General features: G+C 64.6%; 20 protein-coding genes and 1 tRNA gene. 10 read left to right on the plus strand and 11 right to left on the minus strand.

The window, feature by feature from the left end:
- Positions 1 to 146: 146 nt before the first annotated feature.
- The 4 genes from proB to rplU form a co-directional block, all read right to left on the minus strand.
- Positions 147 to 1,265: a glutamate 5-kinase gene (gene proB, locus QCE83_RS11715; protein ID WP_309809929.1), complete on the minus strand. Its 1,119-nt coding sequence runs from the start codon at positions 1,263 to 1,265 to the stop codon at positions 147 to 149.
- A gap of 44 nt (positions 1,266 to 1,309) precedes the next feature.
- Positions 1,310 to 2,398: an Obg family GTPase CgtA gene (gene cgtA / locus QCE83_RS11720; protein WP_309809932.1), complete on the minus strand. Its 1,089-nt coding sequence runs from the start codon at positions 2,396 to 2,398 to the stop codon at positions 1,310 to 1,312.
- A gap of 193 nt (positions 2,399 to 2,591) precedes the next feature.
- Entirely contained in the window at positions 2,592 to 2,852 is a 261-nt protein-coding gene (gene rpmA, locus QCE83_RS11725) for a 50S ribosomal protein L27 (RefSeq protein ID WP_014192314.1), read from the minus strand.
- Positions 2,853 to 2,877: 25 nt separating this feature from the next.
- Positions 2,878 to 3,189 carry a 50S ribosomal protein L21 gene (rplU, locus tag QCE83_RS11730; protein WP_008342953.1) on the minus strand — a complete coding sequence of 104 codons (312 nt, stop codon included), beginning with the start codon at positions 3,187 to 3,189 and terminating at the stop codon, positions 2,878 to 2,880.
- 292 nt (positions 3,190 to 3,481) lie between these two features.
- Between rplU and QCE83_RS11735 the strand changes: the two genes are divergently transcribed.
- From QCE83_RS11735 to yacG, 9 genes are all read left to right on the plus strand, one after another.
- Complete coding sequence (locus QCE83_RS11735; RefSeq protein ID WP_309809935.1) at positions 3,482 to 4,474, plus strand: polyprenyl synthetase family protein; 993 nt, start codon at positions 3,482 to 3,484, stop codon at positions 4,472 to 4,474.
- 67 nt (positions 4,475 to 4,541) lie between these two features.
- A tRNA-Pro gene (locus QCE83_RS11740) sits at positions 4,542 to 4,618 on the plus strand.
- Positions 4,619 to 4,774: 156 nt separating this feature from the next.
- Complete coding sequence (locus QCE83_RS11745) at positions 4,775 to 6,064, plus strand: HlyC/CorC family transporter (RefSeq protein ID WP_309809942.1); 1,290 nt, start codon at positions 4,775 to 4,777, stop codon at positions 6,062 to 6,064.
- A gap of 73 nt (positions 6,065 to 6,137) precedes the next feature.
- The gene (locus tag QCE83_RS11750; RefSeq protein ID WP_309809945.1) at positions 6,138 to 7,334 is read left to right on the plus strand and encodes a GspE/PulE family protein; all 1,197 of its coding nucleotides are present in this window, start codon (positions 6,138 to 6,140) and stop codon (positions 7,332 to 7,334) included.
- Positions 7,331 to 8,548, plus strand: a complete 1,218-nt coding sequence (locus QCE83_RS11755; protein WP_309809948.1) for a type II secretion system F family protein — start codon at positions 7,331 to 7,333, stop codon at positions 8,546 to 8,548. The genes QCE83_RS11750 and QCE83_RS11755 overlap by 4 nt, the downstream gene beginning before the upstream one ends.
- A gap of 31 nt (positions 8,549 to 8,579) precedes the next feature.
- Positions 8,580 to 9,500: an A24 family peptidase gene (locus QCE83_RS11760; RefSeq protein WP_309809952.1), complete on the plus strand. Its 921-nt coding sequence runs from the start codon at positions 8,580 to 8,582 to the stop codon at positions 9,498 to 9,500.
- 31 nt (positions 9,501 to 9,531) lie between these two features.
- Complete coding sequence (gene coaE / locus QCE83_RS11765) at positions 9,532 to 10,143, plus strand: dephospho-CoA kinase (RefSeq protein ID WP_309809955.1); 612 nt, start codon at positions 9,532 to 9,534, stop codon at positions 10,141 to 10,143.
- A 152-nt stretch (positions 10,144 to 10,295) separates the two neighbouring features.
- Positions 10,296 to 11,051, plus strand: coding sequence for a cell division protein ZapD (zapD, locus tag QCE83_RS11770; RefSeq protein ID WP_309809957.1), 756 nt, complete (start codon positions 10,296 to 10,298; stop codon positions 11,049 to 11,051).
- A gap of 64 nt (positions 11,052 to 11,115) precedes the next feature.
- A complete protein-coding gene (gene yacG / locus QCE83_RS11775) occupies positions 11,116 to 11,307 on the plus strand; it encodes a DNA gyrase inhibitor YacG (protein ID WP_309809961.1) in 192 nt (63 codons plus the stop codon).
- A 25-nt stretch (positions 11,308 to 11,332) separates the two neighbouring features.
- Here the strand turns inward: yacG and QCE83_RS11780 are convergent, their stop codons facing one another.
- The 4 genes from QCE83_RS11780 to secA form a co-directional block, all read right to left on the minus strand.
- Positions 11,333 to 11,764, minus strand: a complete 432-nt coding sequence (locus tag QCE83_RS11780; protein WP_309809964.1) for an NUDIX domain-containing protein — start codon at positions 11,762 to 11,764, stop codon at positions 11,333 to 11,335.
- On the minus strand, positions 11,761 to 12,624 hold the full coding sequence (locus QCE83_RS11785) for an ATP-binding protein (RefSeq protein ID WP_309809969.1): 864 nt from the start codon (positions 12,622 to 12,624) through the stop codon (positions 11,761 to 11,763). The genes QCE83_RS11780 and QCE83_RS11785 overlap by 4 nt, the downstream gene beginning before the upstream one ends.
- Before the next feature lie 26 nt (positions 12,625 to 12,650).
- Positions 12,651 to 13,892, minus strand: coding sequence for a bifunctional glutamate N-acetyltransferase/amino-acid acetyltransferase ArgJ (argJ, locus tag QCE83_RS11790; RefSeq protein WP_309809972.1), 1,242 nt, complete (start codon positions 13,890 to 13,892; stop codon positions 12,651 to 12,653).
- Between the two features lie 156 nt (positions 13,893 to 14,048).
- Positions 14,049 to 16,868 carry a preprotein translocase subunit SecA gene (gene secA, locus QCE83_RS11795; protein WP_309809975.1) on the minus strand — a complete coding sequence of 940 codons (2,820 nt, stop codon included), beginning with the start codon at positions 16,866 to 16,868 and terminating at the stop codon, positions 14,049 to 14,051.
- 300 nt (positions 16,869 to 17,168) lie between these two features.
- Here secA and QCE83_RS11800 point away from each other — a divergent pair, with 300 nt between their 5' ends.
- Positions 17,169 to 17,660 (plus strand): DUF721 domain-containing protein, encoded by a 492-nt coding sequence (locus tag QCE83_RS11800; RefSeq protein ID WP_309809978.1) that lies wholly within the window; start codon positions 17,169 to 17,171, stop codon positions 17,658 to 17,660.
- Positions 17,661 to 17,713: 53 nt separating this feature from the next.
- Here the strand turns inward: QCE83_RS11800 and lpxC are convergent, their stop codons facing one another.
- The 3 genes from lpxC to ftsZ all read right to left on the minus strand — a co-directional run bounded on the left by lpxC (position 17,714) and on the right by ftsZ (position 20,897).
- A complete protein-coding gene (gene lpxC / locus QCE83_RS11805; protein ID WP_309809983.1) occupies positions 17,714 to 18,631 on the minus strand; it encodes a UDP-3-O-acyl-N-acetylglucosamine deacetylase in 918 nt (305 codons plus the stop codon).
- A gap of 263 nt (positions 18,632 to 18,894) precedes the next feature.
- Entirely contained in the window at positions 18,895 to 19,398 is a 504-nt protein-coding gene (locus QCE83_RS11810; RefSeq protein ID WP_309809987.1) for a peroxiredoxin, read from the minus strand.
- A gap of 290 nt (positions 19,399 to 19,688) precedes the next feature.
- Positions 19,689 to 20,897 carry a cell division protein FtsZ gene (gene ftsZ / locus QCE83_RS11815; RefSeq protein ID WP_309809990.1) on the minus strand — a complete coding sequence of 403 codons (1,209 nt, stop codon included), beginning with the start codon at positions 20,895 to 20,897 and terminating at the stop codon, positions 19,689 to 19,691.
- Positions 20,898 to 20,906: the final 9 nt, after the last annotated feature.

Genomic DNA, 20,906 nt, shown 5'->3' on the forward strand with positions numbered 1-20,906 from the left:
GTCTTTGACGACTGCTTGCTTGAATCGTGCGCTGTGCTTGCTCATGAAAAAACACCCCAAATCGTTGGACTGGTGTCCAACTTTTGGGGTGCAGTTCATCCGGTCGGGCGGGCTTTTTTACGGCTGCGGGTCTTGTTGAACCGGCGTCAGACGAGCACCAGGTTGTCGCGGTGGATCAGCTCGGGCTCCAGCATGTAACCCAGCACGCTCTCGATCTCGCCGCTCGGCCGCCGATGAATCAGCCGCGCTTCCGAACTGCTGTAGTTCGTGATGCCGCGCGCCACTTCGCGGCCCTGATCGTCGATGCACGCAATCACCTCGCCACGGCCGAACGCGCCCTTCACGTCGATCACGCCGATCGGCAACAGGCTCTTGCCGTCGGCGGTGAGCTTGTTCACGGCGCCCGCATCGATCACGACGTGCCCGCGCACCTGCAGGTGATCCGCCATCCACTGCTTGCGCGCCGCCATGCGCGCCGTGCGTGCGATCAGCTGCGTGCCGATCAGTTCGCCCGAGGCAAGCCGCGTCAGCACGTCGGCCTCGCGGCCGCTCGCGATCACCGTGTTCGCGCCGCTGTGCGCCGCGCGCTTCGCCGCCAGGATCTTGGTCAGCATGCCGCCGCGCCCGAGGCTCGAACCGGCGCCGCCGGCCATCTGCTCGAGCTCGGGCGTGCCGGCATCGGCCTGCTCGACGAGCGTCGCGCTGGCATCCTTGCGCGGATCCGCCGTGAACAGGCCGCGTTGATCCGTGAGAATCACGAGCGCATCGCCTTCGATCAGATTGGCCACCAGCGCGCCGAGCGTATCGTTGTCGCCGAACTTGATTTCGTCGGTGATGACGGTGTCGTTCTCGTTGATGATCGGCACCGCGCCCAGCCGCAGCAGCGTGAGCAGCGTCGAACGGGCGTTGAGATAGCGTTCGCGGTCGGCGAGGTCGGCATGCGTGAGCAGGATCTGCGCGGTGCGGATGCCGTGCGAGCCGAAGCTGCTCTCGTACACCTGCGCCAGCCCCATCTGTCCGACGGCCGCCGCCGCCTGCAATTCGTCGATTTCACGCGGCCGCTTGCTCCAGCCGAGCCGGTGAATGCCTTCCGCGATCGCGCCCGAACTCACGAGCACGACTTCCTTGCCCTGTTCGCGCAGCGCCGCGATCTGCGCCGCCCAGCGGCCGATGGCCGCATGATCGAGCCCGCGGCCGTCGTTGGTGACGAGGCTGGACCCGACTTTCACTACGATTCGCTTCGCTGCGGCGATGACTGAACGCATCGTGCGCTTTCTCCCTCGGAAGGCGTGTTCTTGGGACGTGTTCGTTAGTCTTTGCTGGCTTCGTCGTCGCGGAAACGCACGTCGGCGGCGAGATCTTCTTCTTCCGCCGCGCGCGACGCATCCGAGTGCTGCGAGATGTAGTCGAAGACCGCATAGGTCAGCGCTTCACAGCCCTGGCCCGTCAGCGCCGAAATCTCGAACACCGGACCATCCCATTCAAAGCGCTCGACGAAGTCCTTCACGCGCGCCTCGCGTTCGTCTTCCGGCACCATGTCGAGCTTGTTCAGCACGAGCCAGCGCGGTTTTTCATAGAGCTGCTCGTCGTACTTGCGCAGTTCGTTGACGATCGCCTTGGCCTCGGCCACCGGATCGACGTTTTCATCGAACGGCGCCATGTCGACCAGATGCAGCAGCACGCCGGTGCGCTGCAGATGGCGCAGGAAACGGTGACCCAGGCCCGCGCCTTCCGCCGCGCCTTCGATCAGGCCCGGAATGTCGGCGATCACGAAGCTCTTGCTCGGCCCGACGCGCACCACGCCGAGGTTCGGCGCGAGCGTCGTGAACGGATAGTCGGCGATCTTCGGCCGCGCGTTCGATACCGAGGAAATGAACGTGGACTTGCCCGCGTTCGGCATGCCGAGCAGGCCGACGTCGGCGAGCACTTTCAGTTCGAGCTTGAGCATGCGGCGCTCGCCCGGCTTGCCTTCGGTCTTCTGCCGCGGCGCGCGGTTCGTGCTCGACTTGAAATGCAGGTTGCCGAGGCCGCCCGCGCCGCCCTGGCCGACCAGCACTTGCTGATTGTGTTCGGTCAGGTCGGCGATCAGCTCGCCGGTTTCCTGATCCGTGATGATGGTGCCGACCGGCATGCGCAGCGTGATGTCGTCGCCGCCCTTGCCGTAGCAGTCGGCGCCGCGGCCGTTCTCGCCGTTGCGCGCCTGGTGTTTTTTCGCGAACCGGTAGTCGATCAGCGTGTTGATGTTGCGGTCCGCGACCGCGTAGACGCTGCCGCCGCGGCCGCCGTCGCCGCCGTCCGGCCCGCCGAACGGAACGAACTTCTCGCGGCGCATCGACGCGCTGCCATCTCCTCCGTCGCCGGCGATGACTTCGATCCTCGCTTCGTCAATGAACTTCATGCGTTGCTCCGTCCCGTGTAATTCGAGCTATTGTGCCGCGACCAGGCGATGCCGGTCACTGGCCTTGATGAATCCTGCCGATGCGCAATTGCTGCGCATCAAATGAAAAAAGCCCCGCGAACTTCGCGGGGCCCTGGATTTCTGACCTTGCGGCCTTGATCCTTTTCTCGGTCCTGAAGCCCGTGCGTAAAATTTACGCTGCCGGGACGACGACGACCGTATGCTTGCGGGCAGCGCCCTTGGTCACGAACTTCACGTGACCGTCGGCCAGTGCGAACAGGGTGTGATCCTTGCCGATGCCGACATTTTCACCCGGGTGCATGCGCGTGCCGCGCTGGCGAACGATGATGCCGCCTGCGTTGATTGCCTGGCCGCCGTACACCTTCACGCCGAGACGCTTCGACTCGGAGTCGCGGCCGTTGCGGGAAGACCCGCCTGCTTTTTTGTGTGCCATTTGCTTAGCTCCTTAACCGGTGCGCTTACGCGTTGATCGCGTCGATGCGCAGTTCGGTGTAGTTCTGGCGATGGCCAGCGTGCTTTTGGTAGTGCTTCCGGCGACGCATCTTGAAGATGGTCACTTTCTTGTGACGACCTTGGGACACGACGGTAGCCTTGACGGAAGCCCCACTGACCAGCGGTGTACCGAACTGAATCGATTCACCTTCGCCTACTGCGAGAACCTGGTCGAGCGTGATTTCAGCGTCAATGTCTGCCGGTATCTGTTCTACTTTCAATTTTTCGCCGACAGCAACCTTATACTGCTTGCCGCCGGTTTTTATGACCGCGTACATTGAGAACCTCACTCTGAATTCAAACTTGTTTCTTCGGATTTCCTGTACCTTCCTGGAGATCACGAAGACTTTCCACGCACCACGCGCGGAAAACACGCGATTATACATGGGGTTACGCCCGAGGTCAAAGCGCTTTGCCAGTCGCCGCACTGACCCAAACCCCATGCGAACCTCAGTCAAATGCCGTCGAACGGCGTCCGAAATTCCCTCATACCCGCGGATGCATCGCGGCGTACCCCCGTCGTCCGGCCGATTCGCCTTATAATCCGCCGGATTACCTTAACCGCCGATCATGTCGTCCACCGCCACTTCCTCCCCCAACGCCGCCGCGCTGCTCGCCCCGATTGCCGAGGACATGCAGCAGGTCAATCGCGTCATCCGGCAGCGCCTGGCATCAGAAGTGATGCTCATCAACCAGATTTCGGAGTACATCATCGGCGCGGGCGGCAAGCGGCTGCGTCCGGCGCTGTTGCTGCTGGTTTCGGGCGCGCTGGGGGACACCACCGGACATCGCCATGAACTCGCCGCCGTGGTCGAGTTCATCCACACGGCAACGCTCCTGCACGACGACGTGGTCGACGAATCCGACCTGCGGCGCGGCCGCCAGACGGCGAATGCGCTGTTCGGCAATGCGGCGAGCGTGCTGGTGGGCGATTTCCTGTACTCGCGCTCGTTCGAGATGATGGTGAGCGTCGGCAAGATGCGCGTGATGGAAATCCTGTCGGTGGCGACGAACATCATTTCCGAAGGCGAAGTGCTGCAGTTGCTCAACATGCACGATCCGGACGTCGACGAAGCGCGCTACATGCAGGTGATCCGCTACAAGACGGCCAAGCTGTTCGAAGCGGCGGCGCAGCTCGGCGCGGTGCTCTCGGGCGCGGATGCGCGCACGGAGGCGGCGGCGGCGGAATTCGGCCGGCGCATCGGCACGGCGTTCCAGATCATGGACGACTGGCTGGACTACACCGGCACGCCCGAGTCGATGGGCAAGAACGCCGGCGACGACCTGCGCGAAGGCAAGCCCACGCTGCCGCTCATCTACCTGATGGAGCACGGCACGCCGGAACAGGCGTCGCTCGCGCGCGAGGCGATCGAACAAGGCGGCACGGACCGCTTCGAGACCATCTTCCATGCGATCACCACGTCCGGCGCGCTCGATCACACGCTGGAATGCGCGCGCAAGGAAGCAGAAGCGGCGGCGAACGCGATTTCTTCGTTCCCCCCTTCCATCTACAAAGAGAGCCTGCTAGAATTATGTTCTTACTCGACATCTCGGCAGTCTTGAAAGGGACTAAAGCGGCGCAAGAGTCTGATTCGAGTAGGTCAGCAGTAGCAAGTCAGCAGTAAAAATTCGGGGTGTAGCTTAGCCTGGTAGAGCGCTACGTTCGGGACGTAGAGGCCGGAGGTTCGAATCCTCTCACCCCGACCAGAATTTCCGAAACCCGCATGGTCCGCCATGCGGGTTTTTTGTTTCCGGCGGCCGTGTTTCAGCCTGCTCCTCCTGTATCAGCCGGAAGGGCTGGCGGCAAGGTCGGAAACCCGTCTGCTATATTTCCTTCCATCTCCGCCCCTACCGACCAATCGCGTGGACAGCCTCCCCTTATGGGCGCAAATTTGCGCCATCTTTCTGCTGCTCTTCCTGTCCGGTTTTTTCTCCATTTCCGAAACATCGATGATGGCGCTCAACCGTCATCGGCTGAAATATCTCGCGAGCCAGGGTTCGCTGCGAGCCCGCACCACCCAAGGCCTGCTCGCCAAGACTGACCAGCTGCTGTCCGTGATCCTGATCGGCAACAACCTGATCAACACGATCATCCCGGTACTCACCACGTCGATCGCGCTGCGCACCTTCGGCCACAACAACATGGTGCTGTCGATCACGACCGGCGTCATCGCGTTCCTCATCATCGTGTTCGCGGAAATTGCGCCGAAGATCGTCGGCGCGACTTATCCCGAAAAGGTCGCGCTGCCCGCGAGCCTGATCCTCGCGCCGCTGATGCGCATCGCGCGGCCGCTCATCTGGTTCGTGAACCTGTTCGCCAACGCGATCCTCGCGGCGCTGCACATCAACACGAAGAACAAGCGCGACCAGCGCATCTCGCCGGAGGAACTGCGCACCATCGTGCTCGAAACCGGCAGCTTCATGCCGACCAAGCACCGCAGCATTCTGCTGAACCTGTTCGATCTCGAGAACATTTCCGTCGATGACGTGATGATTCCGCGCCGTCGCATCGAGGCGCTGGACTTCGATGCGCCGTTCGAGCAGATCCTGCATCAGCTCGAAACCTGCTATCACAACAAGCTGCTGGTGTATCAGGGCGATATCGACCGCGTGATGGGCATCCTGCACGTGCGCAAGACGCTTTCGGCGCTGCATAACCAGGAACTGGAGCGCGAGACGCTGCGCGAACTGCTGGCCGAACCTTATTTCGTCCCGACTGGAACGCCCGTCTTCCAGCAACTGCAGTATTTCCAGGAAAGCGGCCAGCGGATTGCCATCGTGGTCGACGAGTACGGTGAACTGCAGGGACTCGTGACGCCCGAGGACATCATCGAGGAACTGATCGGCGAATTCACCACGACCATTCCGCGCGGCGCCGGCTCGCGCGGCGGCTGGGACGCCAACGGCGAATGCATCGTGGCGGGCAGCATGCCGTTGCGCGAACTGAACCGCTGGCTGCACCTGACCTTGCCGACCGACGGCCCGAAGACGCTCAACGGACTGATCCTCGAAACGCTCGAGGACATTCCGGACGGCGACGTCTCGGTGCGCATCGCGGGCGTGACGTTCGAGGTGATGCGCAGCGACGATCAGGCCATCCGCACGGTGAAGATTTTCCAGCCGACACCGCCGGCCCGGCGCAGCGCGCGTTAGCCGTTCGGCCGACTGGGCGTGCCGGCGCGCAAGCGGGATGATCGATTCATTCCGACTGCGACGACCCCACGCCATGACTCACCCTTCGCACGAAGCATTCACGCGCCCTCCGCGCATCGCCGACCCCGCCCCGGACAACGAGGCGCCTGCCGTCTCGCTGCTTGCCGACACGCTGCGCGAAGCGGCTGCGCGCGGGGCTTCCGACATTCACGTCGAACCTGCCGAGCATGACTGGCGCATCCGTGTGCGCGTCGACGGCGTGCTGCACGTGCTCAGGCGTCCGCCGCCGCATCTGCGCGACGCCTTCATCACGCGTATCAAGGTGCTGGCGCGCATGGACATCGCCGAGCGGCGCGTGCCGCAGGACGGCCGGCTGCGTCTGCACCTGGCGGGCGGGCAGGTCGGCGACTATCGCGTGAACTCGCTGCCCACGCTGTTCGGGGAAAAGCTCGTGCTGCGGCGGCTCGACGCGCTGCCGCCCGATCTGTCGCTCGGCGCGCTGGGGCTCGACGAAGCGCAGAGCCGCGTCGTCGAAGGAGCGATCCGCGCGCCGCACGGGCTCGTGCTCGTGACGGGGCCGACCGGCAGCGGCAAGACGCTGTCGCTCTATTGCTTCCTGCAACTGCTGAACGCCGAAGCGCGCAACGTATGTTCGGTGGAGGATCCGGTCGAGATCCAGCTCGCCGGCATTAACCAAGTGAGCGTGCGCGAGAAGGCCGGGCTGACCTTCGCCGTCGCGCTGCGGGCGTTCATGCGGCAGGATCCGGACGTCATCATGGTGGGCGAGATTCGCGATGCGGAAACCGCCGATGTCGCCGTGAAGGCCGCGCAGACCGGCCATCTCGTGCTCTCCACGCTGCACACCAACGACGCGCCCGCCGCCATCGCGCGGCTCATCGACATCGGCATCGCGCCGTATAACCTCGCGTCGGCGCTGCGGCTCGTCACGGCGCAGCGGCTGGTGCGCAAGCTTTGCACGGCGTGCCGCGCAGCCTCGGCGCTGGCGCTGGACGGCGGTTTTCATCCCTTCGAGCCGCGCGGGTGCCCGGCGTGCCATGGCATCGGCTATCGCGGGCGAATCGGTGTGCATCAGCTGATGCCGGTGTCGGATCAACTGCGCGAACTGATCGTCGCGCGTGCCGCCACGCATGCCATCGCGCGCGCCGCGCACGCGCAGGGCATGCCTGCGCTGCGCGACGCGGCCTTCGCCCGCGTACGCGAAGGCGTGACGAGCGTCGCCGAGGCCGCCGAGGCCACGGAGCTCGAATGATGCGCGCCGCCATGCAGGAAGGATCGGAGCTGCGCTACGCCTGGCGCGGGCTGGATGCGGACGGCCGCGAACAGCACGGGCGGATCATCGCCGTCGATGCGCCGTCGGCCCGCGCGGCGCTGCGGCGCAACGGCGTCATCGTCACCACGCTCGATATGACGGGTGTCGCACCGCCGCCGAAGGCCACCGCCGCCGAGATCACGCTCTTCACGCGCCAGCTGGCCAGTTTGCTGCGCGCGGGACTGCCGCTCGCCGGCGCGCTCGACCTGATCGGAAACAGCACGACGCGCAGCGGACTGCCACGCATCGTGCGCGCGCTGTCCCGCGGCATCACGCGCGGCCTGCCGTTTTCGGCCGCGCTCGCGCATCATCCGGACGCGTTCGGCACGCTCTACTGCCAACTCGTCTCGGTGGGCGAAGTGGCCGGCGCGCTGCCCGCGGTACTCGCCCGTCTCGCGGACGATCGCGAGCGCGCCGCGTCGCAACGCGCCCGGCTGCGTGCCGCGCTGGCCTATCCGGTGATGGTGCTGTTGCTGTCGCTGGCCATCACGGCGGGACTGCTGATCGGCGTCGTGCCCACCTTCAAGACGATCTTCGACGGTTTCGGCGCCGCGCTGCCCGCGCCCACGCGCTTCGTGCTTGCGCTCTCCGACGGCGTCGCGCGCTTCGGTGTGCCGTTCTTCGCTGCGTCGGGCTGCCTCGCGCTGGCCGCGTGGCGCTGGCTGAAGCGCTCGCCGGATGCGCGCGAGGCGGCGGATCGACTGAGCTTGCGCCTGCCGCTGATCGGCTCGCTGTTGCGCGCGCTGGCCGTGGCGCGCTGGAGCCGTGCGCTCGGCACCCTGCTGTCCGCCGGCACGCCGCTGTCCGATGCCTTCGACTCGCTCACGCATGCCACCGGCAATCGCGTCTTCGACCGCGCGACCGTCGAGATCGCCGCGCGCCTGCGCAATGGCGAGCGGCTCGCTGTCGCCATGCGCGCGCCGGGTTGCTTCCCGCCGGACGTGGTGCAGCCTATCGCCGTCGCCGAGGAATCCGGTTCGCTCGACGCCATGCTGCTCGACCTCGCCACCCTGGCCGATCGTCAGGTCGACGAGCGCATCGGCGGCTTTGCGAGCCTGTGCGAACCCATCGTCATTGCCGTGCTGGGCGCGCTCGTGGGCGGTCTCGTCATAGCGATGTATCTTCCCATCATTCAGCTCGGCAACGTGGTGTAGCATCGCGGGCCAAAGCCATCCATCGTTCATCATGCAACCCTCGTTCGATCCGTCCGCCGCGCATGTCGCCAGCCGCTACGCGGAAGCCTTCGCGATGCTGCCCGTCGCCGCGCAGTACGGGTTCGCCATCGTGTTCGGTCTCGTGATCGGCAGCTTCCTGACGGTGGTCGTGCATCGCCTCCCGGTCATGCTGGAGCGCGCCTGGCGGGCGGAAGTCGACGCCGCCGCGGATGGTCAGAACACGTCGAGCCCCGCCGAAACCGACCCGTATCCCGCGCGTTACAACCTCGCCGTGCCGCGCAGCGCATGTCCGCATTGCGGGCATGTGTTGCGCGCCTGGGAGAACATTCCCGTGGTGAGCTATCTCGCGCAGCGCGGACGCTGCTCGGCATGCGGCGCCCGCGTGAGCCCGCGTTATCCGCTGACCGAACTGGCAACCGGCGCGCTCGCTGCGCTTGCGCTGTACGCATACGGTCCGGGGTGGGACGCGCTCGCCGCCTTCGGACTGTGCGCGACGCTGCTCACCGCGGCACTCATCGACTACGACACGCGCTATCTCCCCGACGTGCTGACGCTGCCGCTGCTGTGGGCGGGCCTCATCGTCAATCTGGGCGACACAGGCTTCACCAGCTTGCAGAACGCGGTGAGCGGCGCGATCGTCGGCTATCTGTTCCTGTGGTCCGTGTACTGGCTCTTCAAGCTCGCGCGCGGCGTGGAAGGCATGGGCTACGGCGACTTCAAGCTGTTCGCCGCCATCGGCGCCTGGCTCGGCTGGGCGCCGCTCGCGCAGGTGGTCCTGATCGCGGCCATCGCGGGCGCGGCATTCGGCATCGTCGCGACGATGCGCAAGCGCATGCGCTTCGAAGAGCCGCTGCCGTTCGGACCGTTTCTTGCGGCCGGCGGAGCAATCACGCTGTTCGTCGGCACCCCGCTGTACGCCATGTTCGGATGAACGGATCGGCATCAAAGGAGAACCCGCGCGCATGTTCAGCATCGGACTCACCGGAGGAATCGGCAGCGGCAAGAGCACGGTCGCGGATCTGTTCGCGGCACGCGGCGTACCGCTGATCGACACCGACCTCATCGCCCACCGGATCACGGCGCCGGGCGGCATCGCCATGCCGCTGATTGCCGCCGAGTTCGGCCAGGACTTCGTCGCGGCGGACGGTGCTCTGGACCGCGCGAAAATGCGCACGCTCGTCTTCTCCGACGACACCGCGAAAGCGCGCCTCGAAGCCATCGTGCATCCGCTCATCCGCGCCGAGACCGAACGGCAACGTCATACGGCAGCGGGTCCGTATCACATCGTGGTCGTGCCTCTGCTGGTGGAATCCGGCGCGTGGTCGGAGCGCGTGTCGCGCGTCCTCGTGGTCGACTGTCCGGTCGAAACGCAGATCACGCGCGTCATGCGCCGCAACGGCTTCACGCGCGAACAGGTGCTCGCGATCATGGCAAAGCAGGCAGCGCGCGAGACCCGGCTTGCCGCCGCCGACGACATCGTCCTCAACGACGATTCCGCCACGCTCGATCATCTCGCCGATCAGGTGAACACGCTTCACGCGCGCTATCTGACACTCGCGAACGGCAGCGCCTGAGTTGCCCGAATGTCTCGAAAGTTCCCGCTTTTGCTTCGAAAGACGCAACGAGAGGCCCGATTTTGCCCTGATTTGCTAGGGTGAGGATGCGGCATTAGAATGTGCTCACTTCCGCTCATGGAAGCAACCGACCCACGCCGAGGCGAGCGCGCTTGATCCTTTACGAGTACCCCTTCAACGAGCGCATCCGGACGCTGTTGCGGCTCGAAGACCTGTTCGAGCGCTTCACGTTCTTTCTGACTCAGGAAGACGCGCGCGAACATCACGTCGCGCTCACGACGCTCTTCGAAATCGCCGAAGTGGCGGGCCGTACGGATCTGAAAGCCGACCTCATGAAGGAACTCGAGCGCCAGCGGCAAACGCTCGCACCGTTCCGCGGCAATCCGGGCATCGAGCAGGAAGCGCTGGAAGCGGTGCTCGGTGAAATCGAGCAGACGCTCGCCGGCCTCACCGACATGCACGGCAAGACGGGCCAGCACCTCGCGGACAACGAATGGCTCGCGAGCATTCGCAGCCGTACGATCATTCCCGGCGGCACCTGCAAGTTCGATCTTCCGTCGTACTACGCGTGGCAACAGTTGCCCGTGGAAGAACGTCGCCAGGACATCGCCAAATGGGTCATGCCGATGCTCGCGCTGCGCGACGCGGCCGCCATCGTGCTGCGGCTCGCGCGCGAATCCGGTCAGGCGTCGAAAGTGATGGCGATGCAGGGCAGCTATCAGCAGATGTTGTCCGGGCGCACCTATCAGCTGATGCAGGTGCGCGTCTCGCCCGATACGCGCGTCATTCCTGAAGCGAGCGCGAACAAGTACATGCTGTGGGTGCGCTTCACGGTGCAGGACGGCGACCTCAAGCCGCGCGCAGTGGACGTCGACGTGCCCTTTCATCTGACGCTTTGCAGCCTTTGAATCCGGAGCGGTCTGGCCTCATATGGTCAAATATCGTCTGTAACCGGCTCGAATCGCACCCGTCATGACCACTGTCGTCAAATGCCCGACCTGCAGCAAGGAAGTTCGCTGGGTCCCTGAAAACCGCTTTCGCCCGTTCTGCTCGGAGCGCTGCAAGCAGATCGATCTCGGCGCGTGGGCGGCCGAGAAATACAAGATCGCGGGGAATGCGCAGGAAACACCGCCGGACGACGACCAGCACGGCGGCCTGAACTAAAGCTCGATCAGAGCCTCGCGAAGTCTTATTCCCGCTCGTCCTCTTCGAGCCATTCCAGAATGGGAATGGCCGCCGGAAGCAGCGGCGCAACCTCGACAGGCAGCGTCTGCCACGCAATCGCCTGTCCCTCGCGGCCAAGCGGCGTGCCCTTCCACTCCGTCACCTTGCAGAAGAACAGGCGCACGTAGGCATGCGGATAATCGTGCTCGAGCGTGCGCCATAGCTGGCACGCGGTGACGTCGATGCCCAGTTCCTCGTGCAGTTCGCGCCCGAGCGCCGCCTCGATGCTCTCGCCCGCCTCCAGCTTGCCGCCCGGAAACTCCCAGTAACCCTGATACGGCTTGCCGGCGGGCCGTTGCGCGAGCAGATAGCGGCCGTCGTGCTGCACCATCACGCCGACGGCCACTTCCGTCACCTTGCGGCCGTCGGGCGCGAGATCGGTCTGTGCGCCGCTCACTGCTTGCGTCCCGACCAGTCGCGCGCGAACTGCCACGCCACGCGTCCCGAGCGCGAGCCGCGTTCGAGCGCCCACACCAAAGCATCGCCACGCGCGCCTTCGATCTCCGCGTCAGCGCAGCCGAAATGCCTCAGCCAGTGGCCGACGATGGCCAGGTAATCGTCCTGCTTGAACGGGTAGAAGCTGACCCACAGGCCGAAGCGCTCGGACAGCGAGATCTTCTCTTCGACCACTTCGCCCGGATGTATTTCGCCATCGGACGTGTGCTTGTAGGTCTCGTTGTCGCTCATGTACTCGGGCAGCAGATGGCGGCGGTTCGAGGTCGCGTAGATCAGCACGTTGTCGGACTGCGCGGCCACCGAGCCGTCGAGCGCCACCTTCAGCGCCTTGTAGCCCGACTCGCCTTCCTCGAACGAGAGGTCGTCGCAGAACACGATGAAGCGCTCGGGCCGCGCCGAGATCAAATCGACGATATCGCCGAGATCGTGCAGATCGTCCTTGTCCACTTCGATCAGACGCAGGCCGTCCTCCGCGTAGGCATTGAGACACGCCTTGATCAGCGACGACTTGCCCGTACCGCGCGCGCCCGTCAGCAGCACATTGTTCGCAGGCAGCTTCTTCACGAATTGCAGCGTGTTCTGCTGGATCAGCCCTTTCTGGCGATCGATGTTCTGCAGGTCGTCGAGCGAGATGAGCGAGATGGCCGGCACCGGCTGCAGGAAGCCGCGGCCCTGACGCTTGCGCCAGCGGAACGCGACCGCGGATTCCCAGTCGATGTCCGGCGCCGCGGGCGGCAACATGCCTTCGATGCGCGCCAATACTGCCTCGGCGCGCGTGAGAAATTGTTCGAGCTTGTCCATTGTCGGTATCGTTGCGCGCCGCCCCATCAGGAGCGATAGTCGGCGTTGATGCTCACGTAATCGTGCGAGAGATCGCACGTCCAGATGGTGGCCTGCGCGTTGCCGCGGCCGAGCAGCACGCGAATCGCGATCTCGCTCTTCTTCATCACGCGCTGGCCGTCTTCTTCCTTGTAATCCGGATTGCGCCCGCCCGCTTTCGCGACGAGCACGTCGTCCAGGTAGAGATCGACCTTGCCGACATCGAGGTCCGTCACGCCGGCATAGCCAATCGCAGCGAGAATGCGGCCGAGGTTCGGATCCGATGCGTAGAACGCCGTCTTCACGAGCGGCGAATGACCGATCGCGTAGGCAATCTGACGGCATTCCGCCGCATCGCGCCCGCCTTCGACGGTCACTGTCATGAACTTGGTCGCGCCTTCGCCGTCGCGCACGATGAGTTGCGCCAGTTCCTGCGCCACGTCGGTCACGACATCGCGCAGGGCGGCGTAGGCCGGGGAATCGGTGGAGGTGATGGCGGGCAGGCTCGACTTGCCCGACGCGATCAGGATGAACGAATCGTTCGTCGAGGTATCGCCGTCGATCGTGATGCAGTTGAACGAGCGATCCGCCACGTGCTTCACCAGCGCATCGAGCACCGGCTGCGCGACGTTGGCGTCGAAGGCGAGGAAGCCGAGCATCGTCGCCATGTTCGGCTTGATCATGCCCGCGCCCTTGCTGATGCCCGACAGCGTGACCACGTGCCCATCGATGGTGACCTGACGCGACGCGGCCTTCGGCAGCGTGTCGGTCGTCATGATGGCCTGTGCGGCGTCGAACCAGTGCGCCGCCTGCTGGTTCGCGAGCGCGGCGGGCAGGCCGGCCTTCAGGCGGTCGAGCGGCAGCGGCTCGAGAATCACGCCGGTCGAGAACGGCAGGACCTGTTGCGCGTCGAGGCCGGCCAGGCGCGCCAGTTCCGCGCAGGTTTCGCGTGCGATCACCATGCCCGGCTCGCCCGTGCCCGCGTTCGCATTGCCGGTGTTCACGACGAGCGCGCGAATGCCCTTGCCGCCCTGGCCCGCCGCCGCGAGATGCTCGCGGCACACGATGACCGGCGCGGCGCAGAAGCGGTTCGTGGTGAACACGCCGGCGACGCTCGCGCCTTCATCGACGCGAATGACGAGCACGTCCTTGCGATTGGGCTTGCGGATATTCGCCTCGGCCCAGCCTAGCGTGACGCCGGCGACGGGATGAAGCGCTGCGGGATCGATCGAGGGAAAGTTGACGGCCATGTTCGCGTCTCGTTGAGGGTGGCGCGTGCCGGCGGATGCACCGGCACGGGATGAAAGACTGACGCGGACCGGCTGAGCCGGACCGGCGCCGTGAAAAAGGGAATCTTCAAAAACAAACGACGCATCGCTGCGTCGCTTGTTCTGTGTCAGCAGCGATTAAGCCAGCTTGCCGTGACAGTTTTTGTACTTCTTCCCGCTGCCGCACGGGCAGGGATCGTTGCGGCCGACCTTCGGCACGTCGTCGACACCGCGCGTCACGACGCTGACGTCCTCGCTGCCTGCGCCCGCCATGGCCTGGCTGACCATCTGCGCGGCGGCGTTCGCGGCGCTGGCGGCCGGCGTGGGCTCGGCGGCCGGTGCATTGAAGTCCGCGTGCTGGAACGACACGTTCTCCAGATGGCTGCCCTTCTCTTCGTACTGCTCGGCCGCTTCTTCCAGCTGTTCCGGCGACTGGATCTGCACGTTCATCACGACCCGCGTCACTTCCTGCTTCACGGAATCGAGCATGGCGGCGAAGAGTTCGAACGCCTCGCGCTTGTATTCCTGCTTCGGGTTCTTCTGCGCATAGCCGCGCAGATGAATGCCCTGACGCAGGTGATCGAGCGCGGCCAGATGCTCGCGCCAGCGGCTGTCGAGCGTCTGCAGCATGATCGAGCGCTCGAACGCGCTGAACGATTCGCGGCCCACCAGCGTCACCTTTGCTTCGTACGCTTCGTCGGCGGCGGCGAGCACGGCTTCGGAGATTTCTTCGGCGTCGATTGAATTCGACTCGTTGATCATCTCCTGCACCGCGAGATCCAGCGACCATTCGTTGCGCAGCACTTCTTCCAGCTCGGGCGCTTCCCACTGCTCCTCGATGCTGCCCGCCGGCACGAACGTGCGCACCACGTCGCCGATCACGCTCTGGCGCATCGCCGCGATGGTTTCCTGCACGTCATTGGCTTCGAGCAGTTCGTTGCGTTGCTGGTAGATCACCTTGCGCTGGTCGTTGGAGACGTCGTCGTATTCGAGCAGCTGCTTGCGGATGTCGAAGTTGCGCGCTTCGACCTTGCGCTGCGCGCCCTCGATGGAACGCGTGACCATGCCCGCTTCGATCGGCTCGCCTTCCGGCATCTTCAGGCGATCCATGATGGCGCGCACGCGGTCGCCCGCGAAGATGCGCAGCAGCGGATCGTCCAGCGACAGATAGAAGCGCGACGAACCCGGATCGCCCTGACGGCCCGCGCGGCCGCGCAGCTGGTTGTCGATACGGCGCGACTCGTGACGTTCGGTGCCGATGATGTGCAGGCCGCCCGCGGCCTTCACGTTGTCGTGCAGCGTCTGCCATTCGTCGTGCAGCTTCTGGATGCGCGCGGCTTTCTCGTCTTCGGGAATCGAAAGATCTGCCTCGATGAACGACGCCTGCTTCTCGACATTGCCGCCCAGCACGATGTCCGTACCGCGGCCGGCCATGTTCGTCGCGATGGTGACGACGCCCGGACGCCCCGCTTCCGCGACGATGGCCGCTTCACGCGCGTGCTGCTTCGCGTTGAGCACTTCGTGACGCACGCCGGCCTTGCCGAGCAGGTCCGACAGCAGTTCGGACGCTTCGATGGACGTCGTACCGACCAGCGTCGGCTGACCGCGCTCGACACAGTCCTGGATGTCGCGGATCACCGCGTCGTAGCGTTCCTTCGAGGTCTTGTAGATCTGATCCTGCTTGTCGACGCGCTTCGGCGGCCGGTTGGTCGGGATCACGACCGTTTCTAGACCGTAGATCTCGTTGAATTCGTAGGCTTCGGTGTCCGCCGTGCCGGTCATGCCGGACAGCTTCGCGTACATGCGGAAGTAGTTCTGCAGCGTGATGGAGGCGAGCGTCTGGTTCTCGGCCTGGATCTGCACGTGCTCTTTCGCTTCCACAGCCTGATGCAGGCCGTCCGACCAGCGGCGGCCGGTCATCATGCGGCCGGTGAATTCGTCGACGATCACGACTTCGCCGTTCTGCACCACGTAGTGCTGGTCGCGATGGAACAGCGTGTGCGCGCGCAGGGCGGCGTACACGTGGTGCATCAGCGTGATGTTCTGCGGCGCGTAGAGACTTTCGCCCTCGCCGATCAGGCCCCACTCGGCGAGCAGGCGCTCGGCCTTCTCGTGGCCCGATTCGGTCAGGAACACCTGACGCGCCTTTTCGTCCAGTGTGTAGTCGCCCGGCTTCTCGACGCCGGTGCCGTCGGCTTTTTCTTCGCCGATCTGCTGTTCGAGCAGCGGCGGCAGCGCGTTCATGCGGACGTACAGGTCCGTGTGGTCTTCCGCCTGGCCGGAGATGATGAGCGGCGTACGCGCTTCGTCGATCAGGATGGAGTCCACTTCGTCGACGATCGCGAAGTTGAGCGGACGCTGCACGCGCGCGTTCGGCTCGTAGACCATGTTGTCGCGCAGGTAGTCGAAGCCGAATTCGTTGTTGGTGCCGTACGTGATGTCCGCGGCGTAGGCTTCCTGCTTCTGCTCGTGCGCCATCTGCGAAAGATTCACGCCGCAGGACAGGCCGAGGAAGTTGTAGAGGCGCGCCATCCATTCGGCGTCGCGCTGCGCGAGGTAGTCGTTCACCGTGACGACGTGCACGCCGCGGCCCGACAGCGCATTCAGATAGGCCGCGAGCGTGGCGACGAGCGTCTTGCCTTCGCCGGTGCGCATTTCCGCGATCTTGCCGTAGTGCAGGACCATGCCGCCGATCAGCTGAACGTCGAAGTGACGCATTTTCAGCACGCGCCGGCTGGCTTCGCGGCACACCGCGAACGCCTCGGGCAGGATCACGTCCAGCGACTCCCCGCCCGCGACACGTTGACGGAATTCGTCGGTCTTGGCGCGCAGTTGATCGTCCGAATACTTCTCGACGGTCGGCTCGAGCGCATTGATCGCCGCAACGGTCTTTTGGTACTGCTTGACCAGCCGCTGATTGCGGCTGCCAAAAATCTTTTGAAGGAAACCGGTCGTCATCGGATCAGTGTCTGCGTCGCGGCTTCGGACGGGCGACAGCACCAAGCTGCGTCCGGGCTGGGAGAACCTCGGCGACTTAAGTCCATAGGGGTGAAATTCGAATCGGGAATTTTAGCACGCGGCTCCGGCAGACCTTGCGTCGGCTTGCCTGAGCGCGCGTCGGCGCAATGCGACAGTCGACCCGTCGAAAGCTTGCCGTGCAGTGCGTTTTCCTCAAGGGCCCGTCCGGCGCTGCCGTCTGCCTCACGTACAATCGGAGGTGTCTCCGAACGGTCCTGCCAGGGTCCGCACCCAATCAAAATGAGCCGCTTTTCTACAAATTCAAGGCAGGGCACCCGGAAGGTCGATCCGCGCCGCCCGCAGGCTGTCGCCGACGTGCTCGGCCGCACCGACGCGTTCCAGGCGTTGCGCGCGGGCGTCGAGCAGGTCGCCGCACTGCAGCGCGATCTCGGCGCGCTGCTGCCGGATTATCTTGCGTCGAATGTGGAGCCGGGCTTCATCAAGGACGGCGTGCTGGCGCTGTTCGCCGCGCACAATGCGCTCGCCGCGCGCCTGCGGCATCTCGAACCTCGTCTGCTTTCGGATCTCCAGGCGCGCGGCTGGGCCGTCAATGCATTGCGCATTCGCGTGCGTCCGCAGGCCATGAAAGAGCCCGCGCAGCCGAAGCAGGCGCGCATGTCGCAAGCGGGTGCATCGGCGCTGCAGGAACTGGCCGAAGCGCTCGAACCGTCGCCGCTCCAGGAAGCGCTGGCGCGGATGGCGTCGCGTCATCGCCCCACGCAAAAAAAATGAGCGGCGCTTGCGCGTCGCTCATCCCATGTTGCCGCCGGCTGCTGCCGCTTTGATCAGGCAAATGCCGTTTGCGTGTCGAAGCCGAAACCGCGCGGCGCCTGCTGAAGGTCCTCGAACGTGACGATTTCGTAGGCGTCCTCGTGCGCGAGCAACTCGCGCAGCAGCATGTTGTTCATCGCGTGGCCGCCCTTGTACGCGTTGTACGAAGCCAGCAGCGGATGGCCCACCACGTAAAGGTCGCCGATCGCGTCGAGCATCTTGTGCTTGACGAACTCGTCGTCGTAACGCAAGCCGTCGTTATTCAGGATGCGGTATTCGTCCAGCACGATGGCGTTATCCATGCTGCCGCCGCGCGCCAGACCCAGCTCACGCATCATCTCGACTTCATGCGCAAAGCCGAACGTGCGGGCCCGTGCAATCTCGCGGACATACGACGTAGTCGCGAAATCCACTTCCAGCGCCTGACCGGTCTTGTCGACGGCCGGATGACGGAAGTCGATGGTAAAGCTCAGCTTGAAGCCGAAATACGGCTCGAGGCGGGCGAACTTGTCGCCGTCGCGGACCTCGACGGGCTTCGTCACCTTGATGAATTTCTTCGGCGAATTCTGCTCTTCGATACCCGCCGACTGGATCAGGAACACGAAGGAAGCCGCGCTGCCGTCCATGATCGGGATTTCCTCGGCGGTGACATCGACGTACAGATTGTCGATGCCGAGGCCCGCGCACGCCGACATCAAGTGCTCGATGGTGGACACGCGCGCCCCGTCCTTCTGCAACACGGACGCCAGCCGGGTATCGCCGATCGACATCGCGGACGCGGGGATATCGACTGCCTGGGGCAGGTCGATCCGCGAAAACACGATGCCCGTGTCAGCCGGCGCGGGCTTCAGGGTCAACTCGACCTTGCGGCCGGAATGGAGCCCGATTCCCACGGTCTTGACGACGGTCTTGATTGTTCGCTGCTTCAACATGATGTTCTTTTCCGATTTACATTCCCTATAAAGAGAATCAATCACTCACTTTATTCCAATAGGCCGAATTATACTCCATTCGCCAGGCGCCGTCGTGCTTCGGGACGTATCAACTGTTTCCCTGTGTTACTCGCACACGGCATTTTTGAAAGTAGAACGGGCCGATGCCCGGAATGGAGGCATTTCCGGTCATCGGCCCCAAGTTGCAGCGGATTACGAGGGCGCCGTGAGCGTTGCGCAACGGCAACGCGGCGCCGCTGAAATCAGCGCAACGTCGCGAGGATGCTTCGAGCGTCGCTGACTTCGAACCTGCCGGGCGCCTCGACGTGCAGCGTCTTGACCACGCCGTCGTCGACCACCATCGCGTAACGCTGGGAACGGATTCCCATGCCACGCTCGGTCAAATCCTGATCCAGTCCGAGTGCCTGGGCGAAACGCGCACTGCCGTCCGCGATCATCTTCACCTTGCCCGCGGTTTGAAGATCGCGTCCCCACGCGCTCATCACGAACGCGTCGTTGACGGAAACGCACCAGACTTCGTCGATGCCGGCAGCGGACAACTCCGCCGCCGCCTCGACATAGCCGGGCACGTGCCTGGCGGAGCACGTCGGCGTGAACGCGCCCGGCAATCCGAAGATCACCACGCGTTTGCCTGCGCACCGCTCGCGCGCCTGGAACCCGTTCGGTCCCACGGCGCAGCCTTCCGTCGCCTCCTCGATGAACTCGAAAAGACGCACATCCGGCAGCGTGTCACCCACTTTGATCATGCTCGGTCCTTCCCTTGTCAGTGCTCGTGAACCTGCTCGCGATCGCATCGTCCCGCGAATCCTGCCCGACGGCGTGGCGGTCATGCGGCTTCCATCCGGATTCCCCAGCCTCGGGGAGCGAAAGCGTGGGGGTCGGCTGGCCACGGCCCGGCGTCCATCTGTGAATCAGGACGCGGCCTTGGACAGTCGCCCCACGTGATGCCTGCATGAACCGCGCAAGACGTCCGGCGCGGCAACGCGGTGAGCTGCTTCGTCAGACCTCGTTCAGCAGCAAATCACGTGCGCGACGCTCAGTCGGCCTGCTTGCGCAGGAACGCCGGAATGTCATACGTATCGACACCCTTTTCCTGCAAAGCCTGCACATGCGATGCCGCCGTCTCGCGCGTCGAACGCCACACCGCCGGGGTGTCGAGCTGACCGTAATCCGTGGTCGACTGGCCGTGCTGCGAACCGTACGAATTGTGCGCCGTTTGCGGACCGTGTGCGATCGGCTGGTTGTCGGTGCCGGTACGGAGCAGGGTCATCGGCGCTTGCTGCTGCTTCTTCGCCGCGCGGCCCAGGCCCGTTGCCACCACCGTCACGCGCAGGGCGTCGCCCATTGCGTCGTCATACACCGCACCGAAGATCACGGTGGCATCGTCAGCCGCGTAGGACTTGATGGTGTTCATCACTTCACGCGTTTCCGACAGACGCAGCGAACGGCTCGACGTGATATTCACCAGCACGCCGCGCGCACCCGACAGATCCACACCTTCCAGCAGCGGGCTGGCAACAGCCTGCTCGGCAGCCAGACGCGCGCGATCGACGCCGGCGACCGTCGCCGTGCCCATCATTGCCTTGCCCTGCTCGCCCATCACGGTCTTCACGTCTTCGAAGTCGACGTTGACCAGGCCATCGACATTGATTATTTCAGCGATGCCTGCGACAGCGTTGTTCAGCACGTCGTCCGCGCACTGGAAGCACTTGTCCATCTCGGCGTCATCGCCCATCACCTCGAACAGCTTGTCGTTCAGCACGACGATCAGCGAGTCGACGTGATCCTCCAGTTGCTGCGAGCCTGCTTCGGCAACACGCATGCGGCGGCCGCCTTCGAACTCGAACGGCTTGCTGACCACACCAACGGTCAGAATGCCCATTTCCTTGGCGATCTGCGCAACCACCGGCGCCGCGCCCGTGCCCGTGCCGCCGCCCATGCCTGCTGTGATGAACACCATGTGCGCGCCGCGCAGTGCATCGGCGACACGCTCGCGTGCATCTTCCGCCGCTTCCTTGCCCTTCTCCGGCTTGGCGCCTGCGCCGAGACCGGTCATGCCCAGTTGCAGCACCGTCGGCGCGCGCGAACGGGCCAGCGCTTGCGCGTCGGTGTTCATCACGATGAAGTCGACGCCCTGCACACCGCGGTTGATCATGTGCTGAACTGCATTGCCGCCAGCACCACCAACACCCACGACCTTGATGATCGTGCCGTTGGTTTCCGTTTCCAGCATTTCGAAATCCATGTTGCCTCC

The sequence above is a fragment of the Caballeronia sp. LZ034LL genome (genome assembly GCF_031451215.1).
In the GTDB taxonomy this organism is placed as follows: domain Bacteria; phylum Pseudomonadota; class Gammaproteobacteria; order Burkholderiales; family Burkholderiaceae; genus Caballeronia.

Bases quoted from the DNA above. Each gene is read 5' to 3' on its own strand.
- QCE83_RS11810 (WP_309809987.1), bottom strand. From the start codon at position 19,398: ATGATCAAAGTGGGTGACACGCTGCCGGATGTGCGTCTTTTCGAGTTC.
- proB (WP_309809929.1), bottom strand. From the start codon at position 1,265: ATGCGTTCAGTCATCGCCGCAGCGAAGCGAATCGTAGTGAAAGTCGGG.
- QCE83_RS11760 (WP_309809952.1), top strand. From the start codon at position 8,580: ATGCAACCCTCGTTCGATCCGTCCGCCGCGCATGTCGCCAGCCGCTAC.
- QCE83_RS11735 (WP_309809935.1), top strand. From the start codon at position 3,482: ATGTCGTCCACCGCCACTTCCTCCCCCAACGCCGCCGCGCTGCTCGCC.
- QCE83_RS11750 (WP_309809945.1), top strand. From the start codon at position 6,138: ATGACTCACCCTTCGCACGAAGCATTCACGCGCCCTCCGCGCATCGCC.
- secA (WP_309809975.1), bottom strand. From the start codon at position 16,868: ATGACGACCGGTTTCCTTCAAAAGATTTTTGGCAGCCGCAATCAGCGG.
- QCE83_RS11785 (WP_309809969.1), bottom strand. From the start codon at position 12,624: ATGGACAAGCTCGAACAATTTCTCACGCGCGCCGAGGCAGTATTGGCG.
- rplU (WP_008342953.1), bottom strand. From the start codon at position 3,189: ATGTACGCGGTCATAAAAACCGGCGGCAAGCAGTATAAGGTTGCTGTC.
- ftsZ (WP_309809990.1), bottom strand. From the start codon at position 20,897: ATGGATTTCGAAATGCTGGAAACGGAAACCAACGGCACGATCATCAAG.
- QCE83_RS11755 (WP_309809948.1), top strand. From the start codon at position 7,331: ATGATGCGCGCCGCCATGCAGGAAGGATCGGAGCTGCGCTACGCCTGG.
- QCE83_RS11800 (WP_309809978.1), top strand. From the start codon at position 17,169: ATGAGCCGCTTTTCTACAAATTCAAGGCAGGGCACCCGGAAGGTCGAT.
- coaE (WP_309809955.1), top strand. From the start codon at position 9,532: ATGTTCAGCATCGGACTCACCGGAGGAATCGGCAGCGGCAAGAGCACG.
- cgtA (WP_309809932.1), bottom strand. From the start codon at position 2,398: ATGAAGTTCATTGACGAAGCGAGGATCGAAGTCATCGCCGGCGACGGA.
- lpxC (WP_309809983.1), bottom strand. From the start codon at position 18,631: ATGTTGAAGCAGCGAACAATCAAGACCGTCGTCAAGACCGTGGGAATC.
- argJ (WP_309809972.1), bottom strand. From the start codon at position 13,892: ATGGCCGTCAACTTTCCCTCGATCGATCCCGCAGCGCTTCATCCCGTC.
- yacG (WP_309809961.1), top strand. From the start codon at position 11,116: ATGACCACTGTCGTCAAATGCCCGACCTGCAGCAAGGAAGTTCGCTGG.
- rpmA (WP_014192314.1), bottom strand. From the start codon at position 2,852: ATGGCACACAAAAAAGCAGGCGGGTCTTCCCGCAACGGCCGCGACTCC.